Annotated in this window: 19 protein-coding genes; 6 read left to right on the forward strand and 13 right to left on the reverse strand. The window is 49.1% G+C overall.

Annotation, left to right across the window (positions count from 1 at the left end; all coding sequences use genetic code 11):
• The first annotated feature begins 137 nt into the window (after positions 1-137).
• A complete protein-coding gene (locus tag DFR28_RS09325) occupies positions 138-1,097 on the forward strand; it encodes an FHA domain-containing protein (RefSeq protein ID WP_113954057.1) in 960 nt (319 codons plus the stop codon).
• 23 nt (positions 1,098-1,120) lie between these two features.
• The gene (locus DFR28_RS09330; RefSeq protein WP_113954058.1) at positions 1,121-3,685 is read left to right on the forward strand and encodes a serine/threonine-protein kinase; all 2,565 of its coding nucleotides are present in this window, start codon (positions 1,121-1,123) and stop codon (positions 3,683-3,685) included.
• Here DFR28_RS09330 and DFR28_RS09335 read toward each other — a convergent pair.
• The gene (locus DFR28_RS09335) at positions 3,682-4,227 is read right to left on the reverse strand and encodes a hypothetical protein (RefSeq protein WP_113954059.1); all 546 of its coding nucleotides are present in this window, start codon (positions 4,225-4,227) and stop codon (positions 3,682-3,684) included. The two genes, DFR28_RS09330 and DFR28_RS09335, sit on opposite strands and share 4 nt — an antisense overlap.
• Before the next feature lie 602 nt (positions 4,228-4,829).
• Between DFR28_RS09335 and DFR28_RS09340 the strand changes: the two genes are divergently transcribed.
• From DFR28_RS09340 to DFR28_RS09350, 3 genes are read left to right on the forward strand one after another with little or no spacing between them, the layout of a single operon-like run.
• Positions 4,830-5,312, forward strand: coding sequence for a (2Fe-2S)-binding protein (locus DFR28_RS09340; protein ID WP_113954060.1), 483 nt, complete (start codon positions 4,830-4,832; stop codon positions 5,310-5,312).
• Positions 5,309-7,606 (forward strand): xanthine dehydrogenase family protein molybdopterin-binding subunit, encoded by a 2,298-nt coding sequence (locus DFR28_RS09345; RefSeq protein WP_113954061.1) that lies wholly within the window; start codon positions 5,309-5,311, stop codon positions 7,604-7,606. Before DFR28_RS09340 ends, DFR28_RS09345 begins: the two co-directional genes overlap by 4 nt.
• A 33-nt stretch (positions 7,607-7,639) precedes the next feature.
• The gene (locus DFR28_RS09350) at positions 7,640-8,155 is read left to right on the forward strand and encodes a YaiI/YqxD family protein (RefSeq protein ID WP_113954062.1); all 516 of its coding nucleotides are present in this window, start codon (positions 7,640-7,642) and stop codon (positions 8,153-8,155) included.
• A 74-nt stretch (positions 8,156-8,229) separates the two neighbouring features.
• On the opposite strand, the gene DFR28_RS09355 is transcribed toward DFR28_RS09350, so the two are convergent.
• Positions 8,230-8,868: a DsbA family oxidoreductase gene (locus DFR28_RS09355; RefSeq protein ID WP_113954063.1), complete on the reverse strand. Its 639-nt coding sequence runs from the start codon at positions 8,866-8,868 to the stop codon at positions 8,230-8,232.
• 269 nt (positions 8,869-9,137) lie between these two features.
• Between DFR28_RS09355 and DFR28_RS09360 the strand changes: the two genes are divergently transcribed.
• Positions 9,138-10,331: a multidrug effflux MFS transporter gene (locus tag DFR28_RS09360; RefSeq protein ID WP_113954064.1), complete on the forward strand. Its 1,194-nt coding sequence runs from the start codon at positions 9,138-9,140 to the stop codon at positions 10,329-10,331.
• 67 nt (positions 10,332-10,398) lie between these two features.
• Here the strand turns inward: DFR28_RS09360 and DFR28_RS09365 are convergent, their stop codons facing one another.
• From DFR28_RS09365 to DFR28_RS09415, 11 genes are all read right to left on the reverse strand, one after another.
• Positions 10,399-12,849 (reverse strand): zinc-dependent metalloprotease, encoded by a 2,451-nt coding sequence (locus DFR28_RS09365; RefSeq protein ID WP_170132046.1) that lies wholly within the window; start codon positions 12,847-12,849, stop codon positions 10,399-10,401.
• 172 nt (positions 12,850-13,021) lie between these two features.
• The gene (locus DFR28_RS09370; RefSeq protein ID WP_113954066.1) at positions 13,022-14,761 is read right to left on the reverse strand and encodes a BatD family protein; all 1,740 of its coding nucleotides are present in this window, start codon (positions 14,759-14,761) and stop codon (positions 13,022-13,024) included.
• Entirely contained in the window at positions 14,762-16,774 is a 2,013-nt protein-coding gene (locus DFR28_RS09375; protein ID WP_113954067.1) for a vWA domain-containing protein, read from the reverse strand. It lies immediately after the preceding gene.
• Entirely contained in the window at positions 16,771-17,778 is a 1,008-nt protein-coding gene (locus DFR28_RS09380) for a vWA domain-containing protein (protein WP_113954068.1), read from the reverse strand. The genes DFR28_RS09375 and DFR28_RS09380 overlap by 4 nt, the downstream gene beginning before the upstream one ends.
• Complete coding sequence (locus DFR28_RS09385) at positions 17,771-18,307, reverse strand: DUF4381 domain-containing protein (protein ID WP_113954069.1); 537 nt, start codon at positions 18,305-18,307, stop codon at positions 17,771-17,773. The genes DFR28_RS09380 and DFR28_RS09385 overlap by 8 nt, the downstream gene beginning before the upstream one ends.
• A gap of 12 nt (positions 18,308-18,319) precedes the next feature.
• Positions 18,320-19,303: a DUF58 domain-containing protein gene (locus DFR28_RS09390; protein ID WP_113954070.1), complete on the reverse strand. Its 984-nt coding sequence runs from the start codon at positions 19,301-19,303 to the stop codon at positions 18,320-18,322.
• Between the two features lie 34 nt (positions 19,304-19,337).
• On the reverse strand, positions 19,338-20,297 hold the full coding sequence (locus DFR28_RS09395; protein ID WP_113954071.1) for an AAA family ATPase: 960 nt from the start codon (positions 20,295-20,297) through the stop codon (positions 19,338-19,340).
• A 220-nt stretch (positions 20,298-20,517) separates the two neighbouring features.
• Entirely contained in the window at positions 20,518-20,715 is a 198-nt protein-coding gene (locus tag DFR28_RS09400) for a hypothetical protein (RefSeq protein ID WP_113954072.1), read from the reverse strand.
• A gap of 49 nt (positions 20,716-20,764) precedes the next feature.
• On the reverse strand, positions 20,765-21,652 hold the full coding sequence (locus DFR28_RS09405) for an SPFH domain-containing protein (RefSeq protein WP_113954073.1): 888 nt from the start codon (positions 21,650-21,652) through the stop codon (positions 20,765-20,767).
• A 164-nt stretch (positions 21,653-21,816) separates the two neighbouring features.
• A complete protein-coding gene (locus DFR28_RS09410) occupies positions 21,817-22,893 on the reverse strand; it encodes an AI-2E family transporter (protein WP_113954074.1) in 1,077 nt (358 codons plus the stop codon).
• A 154-nt stretch (positions 22,894-23,047) separates the two neighbouring features.
• On the reverse strand, positions 23,048-23,341 hold the full coding sequence (locus DFR28_RS09415) for a DUF1330 domain-containing protein (protein ID WP_113954075.1): 294 nt from the start codon (positions 23,339-23,341) through the stop codon (positions 23,048-23,050).
• Between the last annotated feature and the right edge of the window lie 131 nt (positions 23,342-23,472).

Raw genomic sequence — 23,472 nt, forward strand, 5'->3', positions numbered from 1 at the left:
TTTTCGGTCTAAGCACGACATAAGCCCGTGTATTTAAGCCGAAGGCTATTCGCTCGTCCAATCTATGGTTAATTTCGGTATATACTCACGGCTTGTTTACACTCGTCCTATTTCTACCTCTGGGGAAGAAGAGCAAGATGGCCTACCTTCGGATGCACGCTACCGACAATATTGACTACTTGCGTGAATACCACACCATTGGCCGGCGCAATCAAGAAATTGATACCTATCTCGACTTTCCGGAGGTGTCAAAATTGCATGCCGTCATCGAATGGAAACAACCCAATTGGGTTATTCGCGATATGTCATCCAACGGCACCTGGATCAATAATGACCGTCTGCCTCCGTACACCACGCATCTCCTAAAACAGCACGACCAAGTCAAAATTGCGGATAACCCGCAGCTGACCTTCGAGATAGCCGACATCACACCACCGGTTGACATGATATTTGCAAGTGATGATAAATTGCATTGCCAAACCTTAGCTGAAAATCGCTTATTGCCCGACCATGATTCCCCGAGTGTGGAAATATATAAGTGCCCAGAACGCCACCAATGGTTTGCCCAACATATTCAGGGCGCGAGAGATCAAGCGGTCGAATTAGGCCCTTTTGAACACGACAGCCAACTACGCGTCGACGACACTGACTGGACCTTTTTTATTGTCAACGACTCCGACGAAACCAAGCTATTGGACACTAATCAAAATCGCTTTGACGATGTAGAATTTCGCTTTGACCTTAGTCAAGACGAAGAAAATGCCACGTTGAAACTGATTCACGGCGCCCAACAAGTCGACCTACAAGAACGCTCTCACCATTACCTATTAGTCCATCTATTACGGCAAAAACAAGCGGCTTCAGGAGATCATAACTCAGCGCCTAAACTAGGCTGGATTGACTGCGAGTTGTTAATGCGGGACCTAGGCATTGATCATACCCATATGAACATCTTGGTTTACCGTGCGCGTCAACAAATTACCGCCGCGCTAGTCGGCTTTGCCGGTGCATCGAGATTATTTGAACGTCGACGTGGCGCAATTCGTACGGGAATTGAACGATTCTCAATCTATAAAGAAGGACAACGTGAAGTCTAATACCGCAAGCCTAAGCCGCCTATATGAGCACCACGATTGAACAGTTAAAAACGCTCGGCCGATATCAGATATCACGCCCATTAGGGCGTGGTGGCATGGGTATAGTGTATCTGGCACAAGACACCGAATTGGCTCGCGATGTCGCCATTAAATGTTTTTCCCTAGACGCCAATCAACGCGATCTAACTACGCGCCTTAAGCAAGAAGCGGTGTTGTTGGCTAAATTAAACCATCCGAACGTCATCCAACTTTATGATGTTGTCGAAGACAACGAGACTCTTGGCTTAGTGATGGAATTCGCCGACGGCACCACCTTAAGGCAAACCCTGAAAGAGCAACCACCAACCCTGCACACCGCTCTAAGTTACTTAGCGCAGATTGCCAACGGCCTACAGCAAGCTCACAAGGCGGGCATTATTCACTGTGATTTGAAGCTCGACAATATCTTGATGGCAGGACAAACCCCCAAGATTAGTGACTTTGGAATCGCTCAAGCTCGGCGTGACCACGCCGACCAACCGCGAACGAACTCGCAACAAGTAACTGGTAGTTCGTACTCTGCATCGCCGGAACAAGCACAAGGCTTGCCGCTCGATTTTCGCACCGACGTATTTTCATTTGGCGTTCTGGCGTATCAAGTGCTAAGCGGCCGACACCCGTTTGGCAAAACACTTGATCAACGTGAAATGCTCGAGCGAATCGTGAATCAGCGTTTCGAATTAAACACCGTAGATCGCCATAATTGGCCGATTGCACTGCAAGCACTAATCACCGAGCTACTGGAAAAGCAGCCGCAAAACCGACCCAGCAACATGGCTAAGGTTGCGCAGCAACTGCAAGAGATCCAGCGCAGCCTAGACGGCGAAAATGAAATAGATGATGCAACCGCTATTATCCAAGCGGTGTCGGCCAAACCAGCTAAAACCACGCGCCGCTGGCTCGCTGGAGGGATGATTGGGTCAATCATTTTAGCCGCCTCGATCGGACTTATTATGCTGCAGCCGTCAAATCAAAAGATGCTATCAGTAGCCGTTCTAGCGCCTAATTTCTCACATTCTAATAACAATTTTGATACCAGTCGACAGCGCCGAATTGTCGCCACCATTAAAACCAGTTTAGAAGAAAGCCTGCTACGCAGTGATACCTTACGACTCAACCCCAACTCAGACATCGATGTATTTGAGGGTAATTTCGTCAAATTCGCCAATGCGATCGCCGCCGATTACATTATTCGCCCTAGCGCTGATTGCCAGCAACAACGCTGCCAAATCGTATTGCAAAAGCTCTCTGGCGCAAGCGGGCTAGTAGAGCAGCAGTTAGACTGGCCGGTGGTCGCCACGTCAATGTCAGATATTCGCGAAACCATTGCGACCCAATTTCCCAGCCTATTTCCCAACCTCAAATCCGTATTTGAGCAACCGGCAGTCGGTGAGGAGTCGTATCAACGCTATCTGGATTTGTATCTCACGACGCCAAATGACTCCGATGATGCGCTTGCACAACTCAAAGAACTCGAAGATTTACAATTAGAAGCAGCTAAGTTCCTACCTCTGTACAAGCTGTATTCGCGGCGCGCACTCGATTTGTTTGATCGCACTGGCGACAATAAAATACTGAACCGCCTAAACGTATTCCTTAGCCGCGCGCCAACGCTATTACGCGAGCAACCGACTTTTAAGCAACTTGAGTTTCGACATTTACTTAAAACCCGCGATTTTCTCGGAGCCGAATCGGTGGTGGCATGGATGGGCGCAAAAAATGCTGACCGCGTACTGGTTAATGACTTACAAGCCTTGCTGGCTTGGGAAAAAGACAACTATGACGACGCACTCGCACTAGAGCGCGAAAGCGTTTTGCTGCAACCTTCGTACACACGCTTTTACAATCTCGCTGTATCGGAATACACACTGGGCAACCTCGAACAAGCACGAGAGGCCGCCAAACGCACGCTTGAGCTGGTGCCACAAGATATTGACGCGCTCAACTTAATAGCGGCGATTGAACTCACCAACGGTAACTTAGACGATGCGGCACGGCTTTACCGTGAGCTGGTAGTTCAAAGCCCAGACAGCTATGGCTACTTAAACCTTGGTGTAACGCTCATGTTGCAAGGTCAATTTGATGAGTCAATACATTACATTCAGATGGCAACGGACTTAAACCCTGGTAACCCCGAATATCAACTTAACTTAGCAGATGCCCACCTATTGGCCGGTCAACTACAAGCTGCGAATAAAGCTTATCAACGCGTGATTGATAATACCGCCACCTTAGATGGCGCCACTCAGTTTTATTTTAGGGCTCAAGCACAAGCTCACCTTGGCGACTTTAATCAAGCGATCAAAACCCTACGACTAGCAGAACAAACCTATTCGGCCACGCCAGAATCAGCGTATGCAGCGGCATTAGTGCATGCCTTAGCTGGCAATAACAGCGCCGCAATCGTTGAAACTGAAAACGCCATTAATGGCGGCATTGGTGCCGTTTGGTTTCACTTAAGCTGGTTTAATCGTCTATGTGATTCGGAATTATTCGTGACGTTAGTACAACACGGAGATAAAAACCCATGCCGAGGCGATCCAAACTAGTCCCCATTTTTCTTGCGTACGGCCACACTCGGGTCTTCGGTCACCAATATATTTGACAGGGTATCGGTTATATTGAATGTCAGGGCACCGGCTTCGACCTCCTCACACTTGAAACAAACGCGGAGTTCACGTCCACCAGGCAATACTTCGAGAATAGTTACACAAGAAGCGAGCGGACCCTTATGGTTCTCCAGTCCAGTCCAAGAAAGGTTGGCCGGATGTAACGCAACAAACGTATACGATGGGTCACCAAAAATTCGTATATTCGCGCGAAATATATTGTCTGGGTTCTCAAACTCAAGATCAATTTTTTCGATGCGACGTCCGGGTACACCACTACGAGATAAGCGAAGCGTAGCATTCGGCGCACAATCGCCAGAACTATCAGGTGCCACCAACAATAGCCAATCCCGCTCCACCAACGTCTGATCGACTAGCACATAGCCGGGCGCTGGAACCACATCAATTTTATGGCTATTTCTGCCATCTGCTGCCGAATCCGATGCGGATTGAGTTTCATTTTTCGCTGTGCGTTTAGTCATAGTAATTTCCTCTGTATATCTTGAGTGTGGGGGAATTGAGCATGGGGCTCAATCTCGGTGCCATAGCGTCTCACTGTTGACTGTCGTAGCCAAAATCGTGAGTCGCGCCTATGAGATAATACGTTATGAGACATTTGTATTGTTAAATATCGCTTATCATGGATTTTAAGCGCTGAGTCTTGCGCCAAGACTCACCTAGTGAGCCAATAATTTGGATACGTATTAATCATATAAGCGACGATCATGACACTCAAGAACTCTACTCTAGGACAGTTTGCCTAACAATTACAGGCTATTACGTCGCTCAAGGAATACGAGAGGATTGCCTTTTCGCGCTCATATCAACACAAACTAAGCAGCAATCTTTTGCTCCCGTCATATTGACACACTATACTATTGACAGACGTAAACAATATTTGATGTGGTAGCGACCATTATTCCTGAACCACGGACTAACACACCTCGATCAACGGTCAATGCCCGCCCTACTTTAACGTGTTCACATCATCACCTTAAAATAGCACTCAAGCGGTCAAAGCTAGTTGGCCCATAAATAGCGAACACATTAAATCAAACGACAAATCTTAAGACAGGAGATCAAGATGCTAGAAATCAAATTGAACGGCGAAGCCGTGACGCTGGATGCCGACCCAGCGATGCCGCTACTCTACGCGATTCGCGATCTCGCACAGCTCACCGGCACTAAATTCGGTTGCGGTATGGGCTTATGCGGCGCCTGCACCGTACACCTCGACGGTCAGCCTATTCGCTCATGTGTCACACCCGTGTCAGCGGCGGTAGGTAAGTCAATCACCACCATCGAAGGGTTAAAAGTAGAGCAAGCATTACATCCAGTGCAACAAGCATGGATCAATAATAAAGTGCCTCAGTGCGGATACTGCCAATCTGGGCAAATGATGAGTGCCGCCGCTCTTCTTGCCACGAACTCTTCACCAAGCGATGACGATATCGATGTCGCAATGCAAGGCAATATATGCCGTTGTGGCACCTACCCGAGAATTCGCGCAGCAATTAAAGAAGCGGCCTCGGCGATCAAAGCTGAATCGCAGGCGGTGAAGTCATGAGCACACATCAACAAGTAAACCGTCGTCAATTTTTGTCCTTAACCGGTCGAGCCGGCGGCGCACTTATTATCGGTGGCGGTCTCAGCACCTTCACTGGCAACGTACTGGCTGAATCGAGTAGCGCTGTATCAAGCGCGGCCGTAACCAATAGCGACACAACAAGCGAACTTGGTGTGTTTGTCAGCATCGCCAATAATGGTGACGTCGAGATCATTTGCCACCGCGCCGAAATGGGTCAAGGCATTCTAACCAGTGTGCCGCAACTAATTGCTGAAGAACTGTGTGCCGATTGGGATCGAGTCACAGCGGTGTTAGGTAAAGCCGACGTTCGTTATGGCGACCAAAGCACCGGTGGCTCAGCATCGATTCGACGCTTTATCAAACACACTCGAGAAATGGGCGCGGTAGCGCGAGACATGCTTGAACAAGCTGCCGCTAATCGATGGGCGGTAAACAAAAGCGAAGTTTCGGCTTCACAACATCACGTGCATCACAGCAAAACGGGACGCAGCTTTGGCTTTGGAGAGTTAGCGGCCGACGCCGCCAAACTACCCGTACCGGCGGTCGACTCGCTAAACTTAAAAGACGTCAAGGATTTCACTATTGTTGGTGCCGATGTCGCACTCCAAGGCCTTGAGAATATTGTCATCGGCCAAGCCACCTACGCCCAAGACATTCAATTACCAGGCATGCTGATTGCCAGTATTGAACGACCACCAGTGGTCGGGGGCAAAGTAAAATCGTTTGATGCGACTAATGCCAAAGCAGTCAAAGGAGTGGTAGACGTTGTGCAACTCAAAGACCGTTCTTTACCCGTAAATGTATTGCCGGTGTCTGGTGTCGCGGTGCTCGCCACCAATACCTGGGCGGCCATCGAAGGCCGTAAAAAGCTCAAAGTCGAATGGGAGCATGGCGCTAATGCCACGCATGATTCTGAAGCGTATAAGACTGACTTAGTAAAGAAAGTTAACGCCAAGGCCAAACCCGTTCGCGTGGAAGGTGAAGACATTTACGCCCACCAGTTTGATCCAGAGAAAACCATAGAGGCCACCTACACGGTTCCCTACCACCATCATATGTCGATGGAAACTCCTGCAGCGACCGCCGTAATCCATGACAACGGACACTGTACGGTATGGACAGGTACACAAACCCCACAATGGGGCAAAAATATGGTGCTCGCAGAACTGGGATTCGACCCAAAGACCGACAGCGATAAAGTCGAGCTGAACAATACTCTAATGGGCGGCGCTTTTGGTCGAAAAGGTAAAAATGACTTTACTATCGAAGCCGTTGAGCTAGCCAAAGCCACAGGCAAGCCAGTTAAGGTAGTGTGGAGCCGCGAAGACGACGTGAAGCATGGTTTTTACCATTCCATTGCTGCCAACTACTTTAAAGCCGAATTGAACCAGCAGAATAGCAGCGATTACTGGCTGCAACGTCTCGCTTCACCGCCAATCGCGTGGATCTTTAATGACAAGGCGACTTACTTAGACGACGGCGCTTTGTCACTAGGATTTGCTGACGTGCCGTTTGACGTTAAGAATATGGCCTTTGAAAACCAACAAGTCACAACACACGTTCGTACCGGTTGGGTTCGCTCGGTAGGCAATATTAATAATGCGTTTGGACTCGGATGTTTTGTCGATGAGTTAGCCGTCAAGGCCGGTATCGGAACTCGCGAAATGTGGATGAACCTGTTTGGTAAAGACCGTATCTTTGACCCGCGCAGAGAGGGTTTTAAAGGGTACTCCCAATATGGTCAAGAAACCGAAGATTACTTACTCGATATCGCCCGCTTTAAAGCCGTCCTCAATGAGGTAGTCGACAAAAGCAATGCCGAAGAAACACTGCCGGAAGGTCAAGGCTGGGGAATTTCAGTAGCCGCTAGCTTTAACTCGTATGCGGCGGCCGCCACCAAAGTCGCCGTTGTCGACGGACAAGTTGACGTGTTAGAGATGCATACTTCAATTGATTGCGGCTTAGTCGTAACGCCTGACCGCGTGGTATCACAAATGGAAGGCGCGATGATCATGGGGCTGTCAATGGCGTTAGAAAGCGAAATCACGGTAAAAGATGGCGCCATCGTACAAAATAATTTCTACGATTACCCCGTCTCACGTATCAACAAAGTACCGCCTTTACATGTACACATGGTGCGCTCAAATAAGGCGCCTGGTGGTGTCGGAGAACCTGGTTTACCGCCAGTTATGCCAAGCATAGTAAACGCAATTTTTCATGCATCCGGAGTACGCATACGCGACCTGCCGGTAAAGAAAACCATGAAAGTGTAATAGCCGTCGCTGAGCAAACAATCATTCAGTCACATGAAGCTCCTGATCGACGCTGATGCTTGCCCGGTGGTGATTAAAGAAATCATTTGCCGGGCCGCTCAACGAACACAAACACCAGCATGGTTTGTGGCAAATCAACTTATTTCGCTAGCGGAATCTCCTTGGCTTAGAGCCATACGAGTGGCTCAAGGCTTCGATGAAGCCGACAACGAAATTGTTAGCTTAGCGGAAACCGACGATTTGGTGATCACTAACGACATACCGCTCGCCGCCGATGTGTTGGCCAAAGGCGCATCGGCGATTAGTATGCGTGGTGAGAAATATTCTCCTGACTCCATCAAGGCCCAACTAACCATGCGCGACTTTATGGACACACTTAGGGGCAGTGGTTCGCATACTGGCGGCCCCGCGCCATTGAATCACTCAGACCGGCAGCAATTCGCTAATAAACTCGATACCTTTCTACAACTCACTCAGCAACAAACCACTAAACAACAACTTAGCAAACAACACTTTAGCAAACAACAACAGAGCAAGCGTAAAAGTTAGTGCCCAACCCTCAACCTAGCCAACAGCACGATATATTTCGCAGTGTTGCTGGTTCGATAGAGTAATTAGGCCGATTAAACAGCTTGTTGCAAGGTCTGCAACATTTCCACGAACGCTTCCTTGGGCTGACCACCAGATACCAAATATTTGTTGTCAAAGATAAATGCAGGCACCGCGCTGATGCCTTGTTGTTGTGATAACGCTTGGTCAGACCGCACTTGATCGACATATTGGTCAGAATCAAGTACTCGCTGAGCTTCAGTCACCGGCAAGCCGACAGCATCGACACAGGCCAGCAGCGCAGCATGCTTACTTGGATCGCCCGCTTGTTGAAAATACAAATCAAACAAGGCTAACTTTAGCTCAGTTTGCAACGAGTGCTCGGCAGCCCAGTGCAATAGACGGTGCGCATCGAATGTGTTGTAGATTCGTCCAGTGTCGGGGAAATTAAACTGATAACCGACTGACTCACCGCGCTCAATCAGGGTTTGTCGATTCGCCTGAGTTTGCGCCGGACTAAGTCCATACTTTTGTTGAATATGCTCAGCTCGGTCTTGCCCCTCAGGTGGCATGGTCGGGTTCAACTCAAATGGCCGCCAATGAATTGTGACATCTTCATTTAAGGTTAACTCATCCAGTGCCGCCTTCAAGGCGCGGTAGCCAATGATGCACCAAGGACAAGAAACATCAGAAACAATATCGATAGTGTGCATAACTTAAGGGCCTCGAACGGAGTGAATAAATTTAATTGCATAGTTTACTCGAAACACAGTACGCAACGTGTAATCGAATCACATTCAATACACGATACCCTCACAGCCGTCGATCTCCGTCAGCGATTTGATCGCTTATTCTAATTGCATTCAATTTGCGGTGAATTGTTGACCATCGATACGTAGAATCGGCGATAATGTATTCATCAAAACCGAACACCACTCGCCATGCTAGTTAAGCATTGGCGCAGTAAATCCCAATATTCCTCATGTCTGTAAAAGAATTTACCGCGTTTGTCGCAATACTCATGTCCATCGTTGCGATTTCGATTGACGCCCTATTACCGGCCTTCAGCTTTATTGCATCTGACTTAAATGTGTCAGATCCTAACAAAATCCAACTGGTGATTAGCGCTCTGTTCTTAGGCTTGGCTATGGGCCAACTGGTATGTGGTCCGCTGTCGGATGCTTTCGGCCGTAAACCGGTGCTGTACGTGGCATTGGCAATCTACTTTATCGGCACCGCCGTTTGCTACTTTTCAAACAGTATCGAAATGTTGTTAGCTGGCCGCTGGATACAAGGCCTTGGCGTCGCTGGCCCGAATATTGCAGCGGTCTCATTAGTGCGTGATAGCTACAAAGGCCGAGAAATGGCCAAGATCATGTCACTGGTGATGATGGTTTTCATTATGGTGCCAACTCTGGCTCCAGCCTTGGGTCAACTAATTTTACTGTTTGCCGACTGGCGCTCTATTTTTATTCTCTACGCGGTCTATGGCACCATTATTCTGACGTGGGTTTATTACCGATTAGATGAATCACTCCCAAAAGACAAGCGAATTCCGTTTAAAGCAAATCGCTTGGCCGCTGGATTTCGTGAAGTCCTATCGAATCGAAGCACCACAAGTTTGATGGTTTGCATGGGCTTAGTGTTCGGCTGCCTAATTGGCTATATCAATTCGTGCCAGCAGATTATTCAAGTGCAATTTGGCGCTGGCAAAATGTTCAGTGTCTACTTCGGCATGCTGGCGCTATTACTTGGCGTGTCATCATTATTCAACTCGCGATTTGTTGAGCGTCTTGGCATGCACTTCATTGCATCGCGGGCATTGCTCGTTATCGCTGGATCGTCATTGAGCTTTTTGGTAATACAACAATTTTTTGATGTTCGACTATGGATGTTCTTATTATATGCCGCCACTTTGTTTGGCAGCTTCGGACTTATCTTCGGCAACCTAAATGCCATGGCGATGGAGCCGATGGGTCACTTAGCTGGCATCGCCTCAGCCGTAATCGGTTCCACGTCTTCGTTAATGTCCATCACCATCGGCACCATCATTGGTCAACTCTATGATGGCACGGTCGCCCCAATCACCACCGGCGCCTTATTGATTGCTGCGGCCGCTTGGGCACTGCTGCAATACGCAAACCGGCAAAAGGATATGGCAACCGCCACAGTCTAATCAAGCCACCGCAGTCGAGCTATTAGGAGCGAGACTGCTGGTGACTGCGGGGTTGGCTACGGCTAAACTAAATTGGCGAACCCGGTGGCAGGCTTGGCAACTCAATCAACTTATCACTCGGCGACACACTCAGTGATTCTAAGCGTTTAAGCTGATAACGGATTGAAGCACGATATTCTGTACTCGCTTTCGGTAAGCGACGCTCGAGATAATTGCGTTCAGTATTGAGCGCCTCAAACATCGCCACTCTAACTTCTGGCGCTACCGTCGACGTCTGCAGGATATTAAGATAATTCGAGTAAATTAAATCAATCACCGCCTGATGAATCGCCGCGTTGATGCCAGATTTTTCAGTCGCAATCACTTGCGCATGCAGGGCGTTGGTTAACTGCGCTATCGACGGTATTGTCGGGTCAGCGGCACTCTGTTGATGCAAACGTGCTAACCGTTGTGGATGCAGTATCAACGATAAAGTATGTTGCGCTGATTTTGTCGCAAGCGCTACCTGATCAAACGCGATGCCAGTATTGCCGTGCAACGACTCTCGTGAGCGCGCGTATTCAGCCGCTTTCGGTACCATCATCGCTAGCGCTGAGTCGGGCAAGACTAGAAATTCAGCTTGCAGAGATTCAAGCAATACCATCATGGCACGAGTTTGATCATTCCCGCCTAACACCTGTACCGACGGCCCATTGCTTGCTTGCAGCTCACGATCTTTGCGATCATATTCATAGGTCATTCCGCCTACCCATTTGGCCGCTGCCTCAGTTTGGTAGCGATGCGAGTAAAACACCGGAAGTAGAATCTCTTCTAGCTCTGACCAAGGTTGGCCGGCCTTTAAATTTGCCGCACCAAAGTTTGCCAAGGCCACTTGTCTCAGTGCATACATACGTTTGAGCTCGGTAACCGCATCAGCACCGTTGTCCCATAAACTGGCATTCGCGTGAGGACTCCCGGCTCCGCGCGCATCTTGGTCGTTGATATACTTCAGACCATCAGCATCAGTTTGTCGTAAACGCGCATTAAGCTGGGCTAATACCGCTGGCTCATCGATTGCTTGACCTTGCTCATCAATGAACTCTTGGTAGCCATAGGCAATTGCTGCTTTGTCCCATTTACCAAGTCCCACGCCATAAGCATTCGGCGCCACAATCTGTTCACCATCCAACTCAAATTGTGGATGCGGGTAATCCATCACCGACTCACGACCATAATTGCTAGCGGCAAAATTATGCAGCAAGCCTAAGGTGTGCCCTACTTCATGTGCCGACAGCTGGCGAATTCGTGCGAGTGCCAGATCCATTAAAGTCTGATCATCTTCAGAGTCAGCAAATGGCGCCATCATGCCTTGTGCAATGAGATAGTCCTGACGCACACGCAGCGACCCTAGCGTGACATGACCTTTGATAATTTCACCATTACGTGGATCAATTACGCTCGAACCATAAGACCAACCTCGCGTGGACCGATGTACCCACTGAATCACGTTGTAACGAAGGTCCATCGGGTCGGCATCCTCGGGCAGTATTTTCACTTGATAACCATCGACATAGCCTAATGCTTCAAAAGCCTCGGCCCACCATTTTGCACCATCTATCAATGCCGAGCGCACAGGCTCTGGAACCCCAGGATCGATGTAATAGACGATCGGTGCAACGGCTTCGCTGCGTGCAGCAGCGGGGTCTTTCTTGTGTAACCGGTGTCGACCAATGTAGCGTTGAGTAATAGGCTTATTGATGGCTTGAGCATAATCTTGATATTGAATCGACCAATAGCCGCTTTTTGGGAGGTATGCCCGTGCCTGATACCCAGGTTCCGGTAGACGAATAAAACTATGTCGCATTTTAAGCGTCACGGCATAGGGGTTTGGTGCGGCTTCCGTCAAATATTCACCAGGCTCTTGGCCGACCAAAGTGATGGTAGCCTGCAATTCAGTATTGTCTGGAAACGCTTTGCTATGCTCGGCATCAAGTGCTGAGCGAGAAGCATCAACTTGGTAGCCCTTACCTTGGCCGCGCGCCGCTAAAGTTCGTCCAACCCCGTGGATGTCTTGCAATACGAAGTCGCTGGCATCAACTAAAACCCAGCCACTGCCTTGATCGACTACCTCAAAGCCCCATAACACCGACGCGGCAAATGCCTCATCGATAGCAGCCGCCTCAAGCTCATTATCAGTCACCGCACGGAACGCGGTTGGTAGCTGTTTAAGAAATAGTTTGTTACCGTGCTGCTCAAACTTGACCAAGCGTGTTTCGCCTAACTGCCCTCGATCTAGGCCAATATCGTTAGACCCCAACCCACTCGGCAAGCTCGTTTGATAGATGAATTGCTGGTCAAGATTATCAATACGTAGATACAACTTGCCGGATTGCTGATCGTCAACGATTCCAACAAAGCCACTTTGCAGCGAATTTTCACGTTCCAAGCTGCTAAGGGTTGGTTTGGCATACGCCGTGCTAATCAGCACGGCCGTCACTACAGTGAAGAGCGACAACAATAATGTGAAGCGTGTTTTCATAATAATTCTATCGGAGTTGACGGGTTTGAGTGCCAGCAAATTGATTTTGACCATCAAACCACCAGCACGCTTACGATTAAATACGCCACACTATAGCAGACGTTAAAGCACCGTTTGAGCGCAGAGTGTCGCTCTAGATAACTGCTCCTCCGCATCCTTGCGGTCCTGCGAACTAGCTCGGATACAGCGGCGGCAAAGCAGATTTAGTCGATCCCTTGTAGTCAGACTCAAACTTGTCTCGCACCGCCAACGCCGCTGTCGCTAACTGATCTGGATTGAAACCTTCGCCGTGTTGGTACAAAGTGCGATCTAAGCGCGCGACCTCGTGGCTCAATTGATCGTCGTTGAGTGTCGCGAGTAACACCGTTAACGGCGTATCGTTATCCGCTTGCAAGGCAATTCTCAACCAATGCGTCAACGCCAGACGCGTGCCCGACGGGTCTTCCTTTTTAAGTTGGTCAAGTACTACCGACCAAGCCTCTTCAGCCGATAAATCTTGCTCATCCAACACGCTCATTGGATGCTCTCGAATAGCGGTTAGTTGCTTATTCAGCCGTATTATCACAAAGAACTGCAGCGCAATAATCAGCGCTAATACAGACACCACGGCGATCCATACTAAGTTTGACAGAGCTTCAACAGATTCAGTTTGATCGGCCACAGCTTGTTGCGCGGCGCTCGTGTTTGATATCGAAACTCCTGGTTCGGAACCCGACGCCGTTAAGCCCACATCATCGGCTGCCACAACTAACACTTGCTCTGGCACCACAGCGTCTTCCCATTCACCAGTTTGCGTGTTCCACCAAGGAATACGGATTTCTGGCAAGCGCAGTTCGCCAGAAGTCGATGCGACAATCGCTTGCGACTCAATTCGAGTTCCAATAATGCCCTGCTCGGTCACCTCATCGCTCAACTGAGGCTGGTCTTGGTAGGACTTGTAGTAACTCGAATCCAACATGCTGGGCAATGGCGGAATGACCGAGCTGCGCTGATTTTGTGCGGTAATGGTAATGGTACGAGTCACTGGCTGACCAACCTTAAGCTGCGATATGTCACTAGACCAAGAAGAGTCCACTGCAACCTCAGAGGCCGGAAACCACGAGGCGTTAGCACGCTCTGATTTAGGCTTCACCGCAACGGTTATTGGTTGGCTACGGGCAATCACTTGCTCACCGCGCATACCAAAGCTATCAAAAATACTGCGTCGACCACCAAGCACGCCAGTGTATCGCAGTGACGGAATGGTCAAATCACCGGCCTTTTGTGGAAAGATCGCGTAGCGCAATTCGACGACCTGAGTTGCAATTCCGTTGTCGACCTGTTGATACGTTTGCTGCCCTAACGGCTGTATATCGCCGCCTTCAATCGATAATTGCGAGCCACCAAGATCACTCAAGTTCTGAGTTACAACTAACTGCACCTTGAGAATGAATTGTTGGTCTGCGTACACGGAATCTGGCTCTACTGAAACGCTCACTGCCAGCGGTTGATTGGCGGCGGTTGTGCTGCCGGTTGACGCGGTATCACTTACTGAGATCGAGATAGGTTGGCTTTTTGCTGAACCGATCGTAAACGACGGAATCTGCAACTTACCCTCTCGTTTTGGCGCAAGAGTAATGCTCCAACGGGTAGTGGAATTGTTTTCAGTGACGCCGTTGACAATCGTCATCGAGCTACTGGTTTGCGGGCTAACTCCCAGCACATCAAAATCACTGACTAGTGACGACACATCAATCGCCGAAGAATCCACCTGGTCATCGTAAATTACCGTCAACACCAAGGTTTGGTTGATCCCCAACTCATTTCGATTCACTGTACTGCTGAGCGTGGCGGCCTGCACACTGATGACACAACAACAGCTAAGCAGCAGACCGACGCCGAACAGTCGAAGATAACTATGCAATTGCTTCATTTAGTATCGCTCCTCACCTTGTGTTGTTGAGTCGTTTTCTTGTGCTCGCAGGCGAGACTGGTAGTCAAATTTACGCCGTAATAAGCCACTAGGGTCATCTTTAATAGTCCTTAACCATTGTTCGCTCGCTTCGCTTAAATCAGGCTCGACCGGCGGCAAAGGCGCTTCATCAGTCTCATCAGATGCTTCGAGCTCGTCATCTTGCGATTCGGTAGATGAGGTTTGTTGATCTTGGTTCTGTTGATCTTGGTTCTGTTGATCTTGGTTCTGTTGATCTTGGTTCTGTTGATCTTGGTTCTGTTGATCTTGGTTCTGTTGATCTTGGTTCTGTTGATCTTGGTTCTGTTGATCTTGCTTCTGTTGATCTTGGTTTTGCTGGTCTTGGTTTTGCTGGTCTTGGTTTTGTTGATCTTGATTCTGTTGATCTTGATTCTGTTGATCTTGGTTCTGTTGATCTTGGTTCTGTTGATCTTGGTTCTGTTGATCTTGATTCTGTTGATCTTGGTTCTGTTGATCTTGGTTCTGCTGATCTTGGTTCTGCTGATCTTGGTTTTGCTGATCTTGGTTTTGCTGATCTTGGTTTTGCTGATCTTGGTTTTGCTGATCTTGGTTTTGCTGATCTTGGTTTTGCTGATCTTGGTTTTGTTGCTGCAAGATGTCTTCGATCACCGCCTTATTGTGGAGCGCGTCACTGTGTTGCGGGGCCGCTTCCAGTACTCGCTTATAGGCGGCTAAAGCGCCCTTAAAATCGCCACTCATGGCCAGCGCATTCCCTTGGTTATATAAGGCTTCAAGCCCCAAACGATCTTGCAGAGCAGCGAACTGCTTGGCAGATTCGGTATAGTTACCGGCACGGTACTGCGACACAGCCTGCCAGTCCGGCCGCTCGAATGCATTAGCCGCTTGATCAAACTCTCCCTGCTCAAACAGTTGCGCAGCGCGTTGATCAGGTGTCTTCCAAAGTGTCTCAAACCAGGATTGCGCCGATGCATCTTGCGGCAACATAATCACCAGTGGTAACACGTAAATTAAACCCTTACGGAAACTATAAAGCGCAAATGGCAAGACCAACAGTACCAACCAATGCCCTAAATCATCCCAACTACTCCATTTACCTAAACCCTCGACCTCGACAACTTCATCGGGCTGCTCGAAGCGGTCTTTTAGGATCCTAGCAAGATCAGAGTCAGTGGTACTAATTCTTGCAAACTGCCCTCCCGCTTGGGAGGCCAACTTTCGCAAACCTACGGCATCGACGGCAGTCAAGACAATCTCACCGCGACTAGTTTGAACAAACCCACCACCGGCTTTGGGTATCGGCGCCGGCTCTATGCCACTCACACCGAGAATCGAAACGGTATTACCGACTTCCAGTCGATTCGCTATATAGCGAGCGGCATCTTGTGCAACGCCATCGGTTATCAACAAAATATCACCTTGTGACAATCCGGCATCACGCAAAAGATTTTGAGCCAAATCTAGTGCTGCCTCGGTATTACTACCAGCAATCGGCATAACATTCGGATGCAATGCTGGCAGCAATGCTTGAATCGTCTGCGGGTCATCGGTCAGCGGGCTAACCGTGTGGGCATCCCCAGCATAAGCGATTAACGCCACTTGCCCGTCTGCCTGAGCCCGTAAAATATCGATTAACTTAAATTTTGCGCGCTCTAAACGACTGGGGGTTAAATCCTCCGCTAACATCGATGGAGACAAATCCAGCGCGATCACTAACGCGCCAGCATTGCGCACGGTGGGTACCGCTTGTTGGCTCATGGTAGGCCCAGCGCTCGCAATAATTAACACACAGACTGCAAACAGACTTAGCCAAGGCCATACTTTACTACGAGCACTCATTGAGACCTGCAATGCGCTAAGCATTGCCGGCGGCAAGTATTCGCTCCATTGCCCCGCTTGTGAGCGGCGTTGCACCAAGCCAAACAACAAAACGGCAAGTGGTACAGCAAGCAACCAGAGCGGTCGAATAAAATGGAAGTCCTGTAATTCACTCATCCCAATTCACCTTTGGCGTTGCTAGCGCGCGACCAATGTGTCACCAGCAACAGCACTAATATAAGCAGCAACGCCGCTAAGATAGCCCAATGGCTCAAGCTAATGGTAGGGCGAAAGGTCTGATCTTCAGGAATCGGCTCTAGACGATCAAGCTCAGCATATATGTCGGCTAACTCGTCTGGATTACGTGCCCGAAAATACTGGCCACCGGTGCTGTTGGCAATGGCCTGCAAGGTAGGCTCGTCTAAATCTGTGGCTACGGGCATGACCCGAGAACCACCGAGCATGCCTCTTACCACGCGCGTATCAGCGCCAACACCGACGGTATAAATACGTATTCCAGCTTCGGCCGCGACCGCTGTTGCTTTAACTGGATCCGTGCCAGCGGTATTCGCGCCGTCGGTCAGCAGTATCAATACACGACTGTCAGCGGGTCGGTCGCGCAAATGCTTTACCGCGAGTCCAATGGCATCACCAATCGCTGTCGCGTTTCCAGCAAAGCCAAGTTGAGCCTCCTGCAGCTGTTGATTCACAGTGTTTGCATCAAAGGTGAGTGGCGTTTGCAAATACCCTTGTTCACCAAACAATATCAGGCCAAGTCGATCGCCTTTGCGTTGTTCTACAAAATTGCCAACGACGTATTTTACTGCTTGTACTCGCTGAACATATTGTCCCTGAACCGCCATATCGGCCTCTTTCATTGACAACGATATATCGACAGCGAGCATCAAATCGCGACGCTCCTGCGGCACCTGCACTGGATCACCATAAAAAGTGGGCCTTGCCACCGCGCACACCAAGGCAAGCCAAATTAACCAGCAAAGGATGGCACGCAACCAATGAGTTGATCGAACCGTAGTCGATGAATGGGAGAGCGTCTCCATGAGCCCAAAAAACGGTACTCGCAACGCTCCTTGTGCCGCGTCACGGGCCGGCATCAGCCAGCGCCACAGGATAGGCAACGGCAGCAGTAGAAAAGCATAAGGCCACAACCAATTAAGCATCGCTACCCTCGTCAGCTGATTCACCTGAGTTAGCCTGGTTGACGCTAGAATGCTGGTCTAACCAGTGCAACACTTCGCGATAGACTTCGTCCACATCAACGGTTGGATTGGCTTGATATAACTCAACCGTTAACGCTAGTTCCGACTCGGGCGACAACGATCCAGGACTCAAGCGACGCAACTCATTACACCAAGCCGCACCAAGATGACCCGCTGCCAACCAAGGTTGAAGATGTAAGCAACAGCGTTTTAGCAGACTATTTGCAACTCGGAGAAAAGCCACATCGTTACCAGACTCTTGCCATTGCTGATAGGCCGACTCTAGCTCACTCTGCGCCGACACGCGATACAGGTTAGCCGCTCGCCGACGTTGCCGGCGACGACGCCACCAAATAAAGAACGCTGTCAAACAAACTAACACGCCGAACAACAACCACCACGCGGGCGCTAGCGGCCAAGCGGCAACCTCAGGCGGAAGGTGCACATCGTGTAAGCGTTCGGCTAAATCGATAGGTGTGGAAGTCGACATTCATTCGCCTCGCTAACGCCGGTAAACAGCATTGAGAATGTCGCGCGCGGAGTCTTGCGTACTAGCACTCGTCATGCGCGCACGTGCTTGCCGCGCGGCAGATTGCAGCGCCTTATTTTGTAGTTCAAGCTCTTGCAGGTAAGCACGTTGAATTGCCGGGGTAATTGACACGTTGCGGTCAACTACGCCGTTACTGATAGCAAACCGACCCGCCAGCGGCATTTCTGCTTCCAACGGATCCGTGATTTGCAAAAGGGTGAGATCAGTGTGTTTGCCAAGTGTGCTCAAAGCGCGTGCTGCCGCATCGTCGAAATCATGGAAGTCACTGATAATGAAAATAGCCGTGCCAGGACGAGTAATACGACGACACTCCTCTAAACTGTGGGCTAAGGAACCGGCAGCAACTTGACTATCTCTCGAACTACTCACCGCTGGAAAATCGCTCGGTGGCGAAATCAGCCGGTGATTCAAATCGACAATATCGTGGATAAACTTCAGTACGGCTGACTTGTTCCGCCGCGCACGACTATCGCGCTCAGCTCCGACCGTAAGCACCTGCCCGCCGATTCGATCCCCACCTTTTAAAGCGGCCCAAGCGAGAGCCGCTGCTAGTTCTGCAGCCAATACTGATTTGAATTGCCGTGTTGAACCGAAGAACAAAGAAGGTCGTTGATCCACCATAATGTGGCACGGACGCTCACGTTCTTCACAAAACAATTTGGTGTAGGTTTCTCCGGTACGTGCCGAAACTTTCCAATCAATGCTGCGTATGTCATCGCCAGCTTGGTAATGACGAACCTCTTCAAACTCCATGCCGCGCCCGCGAAATCGTGAGCGCACAGCCCCCAACAACATACTCCGTGCGGCCTGCCGAGAGAACAATGACAGACTCTGCGCCCAATGACGGGACCTCAGTAACCGCGCTAAATCAACGGTTACGCCAGCCGACGTAAAACGCTCAATATCGTGTTTATCAATTATGTGATTGATGGCCATCAGCAATGTCGTTAGGCAACTAGACTATTCGACCTTAGGCAACCGGTACGCGTTTTAACAATGTCGACACCACATCATCTGCGGTCACGCCATCGGCTTCAGCTTCATAACGCAAAATCAAGCGATGACGCAGACAATCATGTGCCACGGCCTGAATATCATCGGGAGACACGTAGTCTCGACCTTGTAGCCACGCGTGTGAACGCGCGCATCGATCTAGCGCAATGGTGGCTCGTGGGCTAGCACCGTATTCCAGCCACGTGGCGATGTCATCACCGTAGTTTTGTGGCGAGCGTGTCGCTAACACCAATTGGACTAGGTATTCATCGACTGAGTCAGCAACGTGCATTTGCATAACTGACTTACGCGCTGCCAAAATAGTGGATTCTGAAATTTGTTGCTCGGGCGCGGCAACCCTGTCCGACAAGGCTTCGCCGCGTGATAGCGCAAGTATCTGTTTCTCAGCGTTACTATCAGGGTAGCCAATTCGCACATGCATCAAGAATCGATCGAGCTGCGCTTCAGGTAGCGGATAAGTGCCCTCTTGTTCGATCGGATTTTGTGTGGCCATCACCATAAACAGCTTCGGCAACGCTAGCGTCTCACGCCCGACGCTGACTTGGCGCTCAGCCATCGCTTCTAACAATGCTGACTGAACTTTCGCGGGAGCACGGTTAATTTCATCAGCCAACACCAAATTATGAAATATCGGCCCATGCTGGAAACTAAAACTTGCAGTTTCCGGCCGGTATATTTCGGTGCCCGTAATGTCAGAGGGAAGTAAATCTGGGGTAAATTGAATACGCTGAAACTGACCTTCGATACCTTCAGACAAACTCTGAATCGCCTTAGTCTTAGCCAGCCCCGGTGCGCCTTCTACTAATAAATGGCCGTCGGCTAACAGGGTTATTAGTAAGCGTTCGACAAGGCCAGGTTGCCCTAAAATCTGACTGTTTAACCAGTCACGTAACCGTTCAAATTCGTTTAACAAAATACAAGCCCTTGTTGGTCATCGAGATTCAAAAATGGCGGTGCGGTGCACCAAGCATTAGCACGCACCAGCAACGCCAGTGAGTGCGCTTTACATTAGCTATATGCGTTATACGGGTCGTGAGAAAAATTTCTATTACAATTTTGAAATCTTGCGCCAAGCATACCAAAGAATGACTCACTCACGAGCTCCCATACCCCACGTCTAGAGACGCTAGTGTAAGCTAATCATCATCTCCAATCTCTTTGATTTCGGTTACGGCCTTTTGCACTAGTTTGACACGCCCCGCTTTTACTAGGGCGTCGCGCAATACGTACTCTATTTGTTGATTCACACTGCGTAAATCATCGTCGGCCCAACGCTGCAGAGCTGCCAACACCTGCTCGTTAATACGCAATGGGTATGCTTTTTTAGCCACGATACTCCTAAATTAGATAATCAAGTCAGGTAGTCAAGATAAGCAGACGAGCCTAATAGATAGAGCCGGCGTTGACCACTGGATGAGTTTGCTGCTCACTACAAATTACCACCAGCAGGTTACTCACCATACTAGCCTTGCGCTCATCATCCAACTCAAAATCATGGTCGCGAGTCAGGGTATCGATGGCATCCGTCACCATCTCCACCGCACCTTGCACAATGATACGGCGCGCAGCCAATACCGCACCAGCTTGCTGCTTACGCAACATCGCCTGGGCAATTTCAGTAGAGTACGCAAGGTGTGAAATACGCGCCTCAATGACTTCGACGCCAGCTTTATTCAGTCGCGCTTGAATTTCTTCTTTAAGCTTATCGGCAACTTCAAGTGGATCGCTACGCAACGAGAGCTGACTTGCTTCGTTACTCTCGTAAGGGTATTGATTCGCCAAGTTGCGCAACGCCGACTCTGATTGAATAGTGACAAAACTCTCAAAGTCATCAACTTCGAAAAACGCCTCGGCGGAATCAACGACTCGCCACACTACTACGGCCGCAATCTCAATTGGACTGCCCGATGCATCGTTAACCTTCATTTTACTACTTTCAAAATTACGTATTTTGATGGAGATAGGCGTGTTGGTAAACAAGGGGTTGGCCCAGCGCAAGCCTGCATTATGTTCAGTACCTTTATATTTACCGAATAATTGCAAAATTTTTCCTTGATTAGGTGCCACATTAAACAGCCCAAACCAACACAAGGTCACTAATATAAATGCCAGCACACACAAAATTAAATGAATAAATTGCGGAGCTTGGTCGGCCAATACCGCGGTGCGAATCACTGATATAAAAAATGCGACAAGGCCAATCTGTAACCCCAAAATAACCACGGCTGATAGGTAGCCATTAAAAGTGAATGCTGATTTTTGCTGAATCATGGAACGCTCCTGCTTACGATAATTAACACATTGAGCAACTAGCACTCAATTCAAATAAATCAATGTGATATCACTTTGATATCAATCAAGCAAAGATAGCAATCGACATGACAATCGTCAAGCACTAATAATTCAATAGCCGACCAAGGGATGACGCGACACTTTTAATCTGGCGGCGTGGCAGTAGAAACATGCTCGTCATTGTATAAGTGGCTCTCTTTGTATTGCTTAACGACATACCTAAGAACCACAGCTAATACTGCAGACACCGGCAAGGCAAGAAGAATTCCAACAAAGCCGAACAATTGGCCACCGGCTAATACAGCAAAAATAACCGCAACCGGATGCAAGCCAATGCGGTCTCCAACCAACAAGGGCGTCAACAAATAACCTTCAATAGTTTGACCGACAGCGAATACCAGAGCCACCTTCCAGAGTGCTATCCAGTCCTGATATTGCGCGACAAATAATACCCCGGCCAAAATCAATCCAACCGCCGTACCAAGGTACGGAATAAAACTCATAACCCCGGCGATAAACCCAACCAGCAACGCAAATTGCAAACCAACAAACGATAAACCAACCGAATAAATAGTACCCAAACCGGTCATGACCAAAAATTGCCCACGCAAAAATGCACTGACCATTGAGTCAGACTCCTTGGCTAGGTTTGCTGCGGTGGCTTTCATTGATCGAGGTATAAGGTCATAGATTCGCTCGACCAAATCGTCCCAGTCACGCATTAAGTAGAACGTAATGACCGGTGTAAGCGTCACAAACACAATGCCACTTAGCAGCGCTCCGCCGGATTCAAACACGGCTTTTACAAAGTCCTTAGTAGCATTGCCAGCCTCAGGCAAATACTCTTTAGCTAAGGTCTTAAAGTTAATCGCATCGGCATTGACACCAAAATACTGACCCAGCTGCGTTGCGGTGGTATCTAACCAGTCGCCAATTTCTGGCGCGCGCTCTATCAAGCCATCTATCTGACTCTGCAGCATCGGCACCAATAATAATATGAGCAAACTAATAATCACCACCAGCACAATAAATACGCAAGCAACGGCAAAGCCACGCGATAGTTTCCAAGTCTCGAGCCGATCGATCAGTGGGTCACCAAGGTAAGCCAGCAAAGCACCAAAGATAAACGGTGCCAAAATCGGTGACAGTAGATTGATTAGCACTGCAAAAGCAATAACAAGTGCTAAATAAAACCAGAGCTTTGATTCTTTTAAGACCATAACGTCCTCAGATTTAGATGACTAACAGTCAGCCGCAAACACTTGTGCAGCCAACGAGTATTGACATTAAGGGATTAAGCCGTTGGTCATACAGTGCGCAATTCTCACACCGTGTGCTTACAGCTTGCGAAGCGAAATAGTTAGCGCATCAATACTAGAATTGCACGCCTTGAGCCAACAACACTGGGCCGGTAGCACCGGCAATTCGGTGCTTTGCAATCTCTCGGTATTGCGGCGACGTTACCCATTCCATAAATGCGGCTTCGTCGGGAAACGACATAACCACAATTTTATCCTTTGGCCACTCGCCTTCTAACACTTTAGGCGCCTCATCATTGACTAGTAGGGATCCTTTGAACTGTTTAAACACGTCCCAAAACTGAGCCGTGTACTTGTCGTAAGAGTCGCGGTTGTGAATTTCAAATTGAGCGATTGCGTAAACAGTCATAATCAGTGTCTCGGTAAACGAGTAATTAGTGGAAGTAAGACATCATTCTAGATCATTGACGCAATTTACGCAGCGAGGCTCTATAATTCGGTAATGAACGCACGAGGCCTAAATATCCACCGCCGTCCCGA

It is taken from the genome of Arenicella xantha, assembly GCF_003315245.1.
In the GTDB taxonomy this organism is placed as follows: domain Bacteria; phylum Pseudomonadota; class Gammaproteobacteria; order Arenicellales; family Arenicellaceae; genus Arenicella; species Arenicella xantha.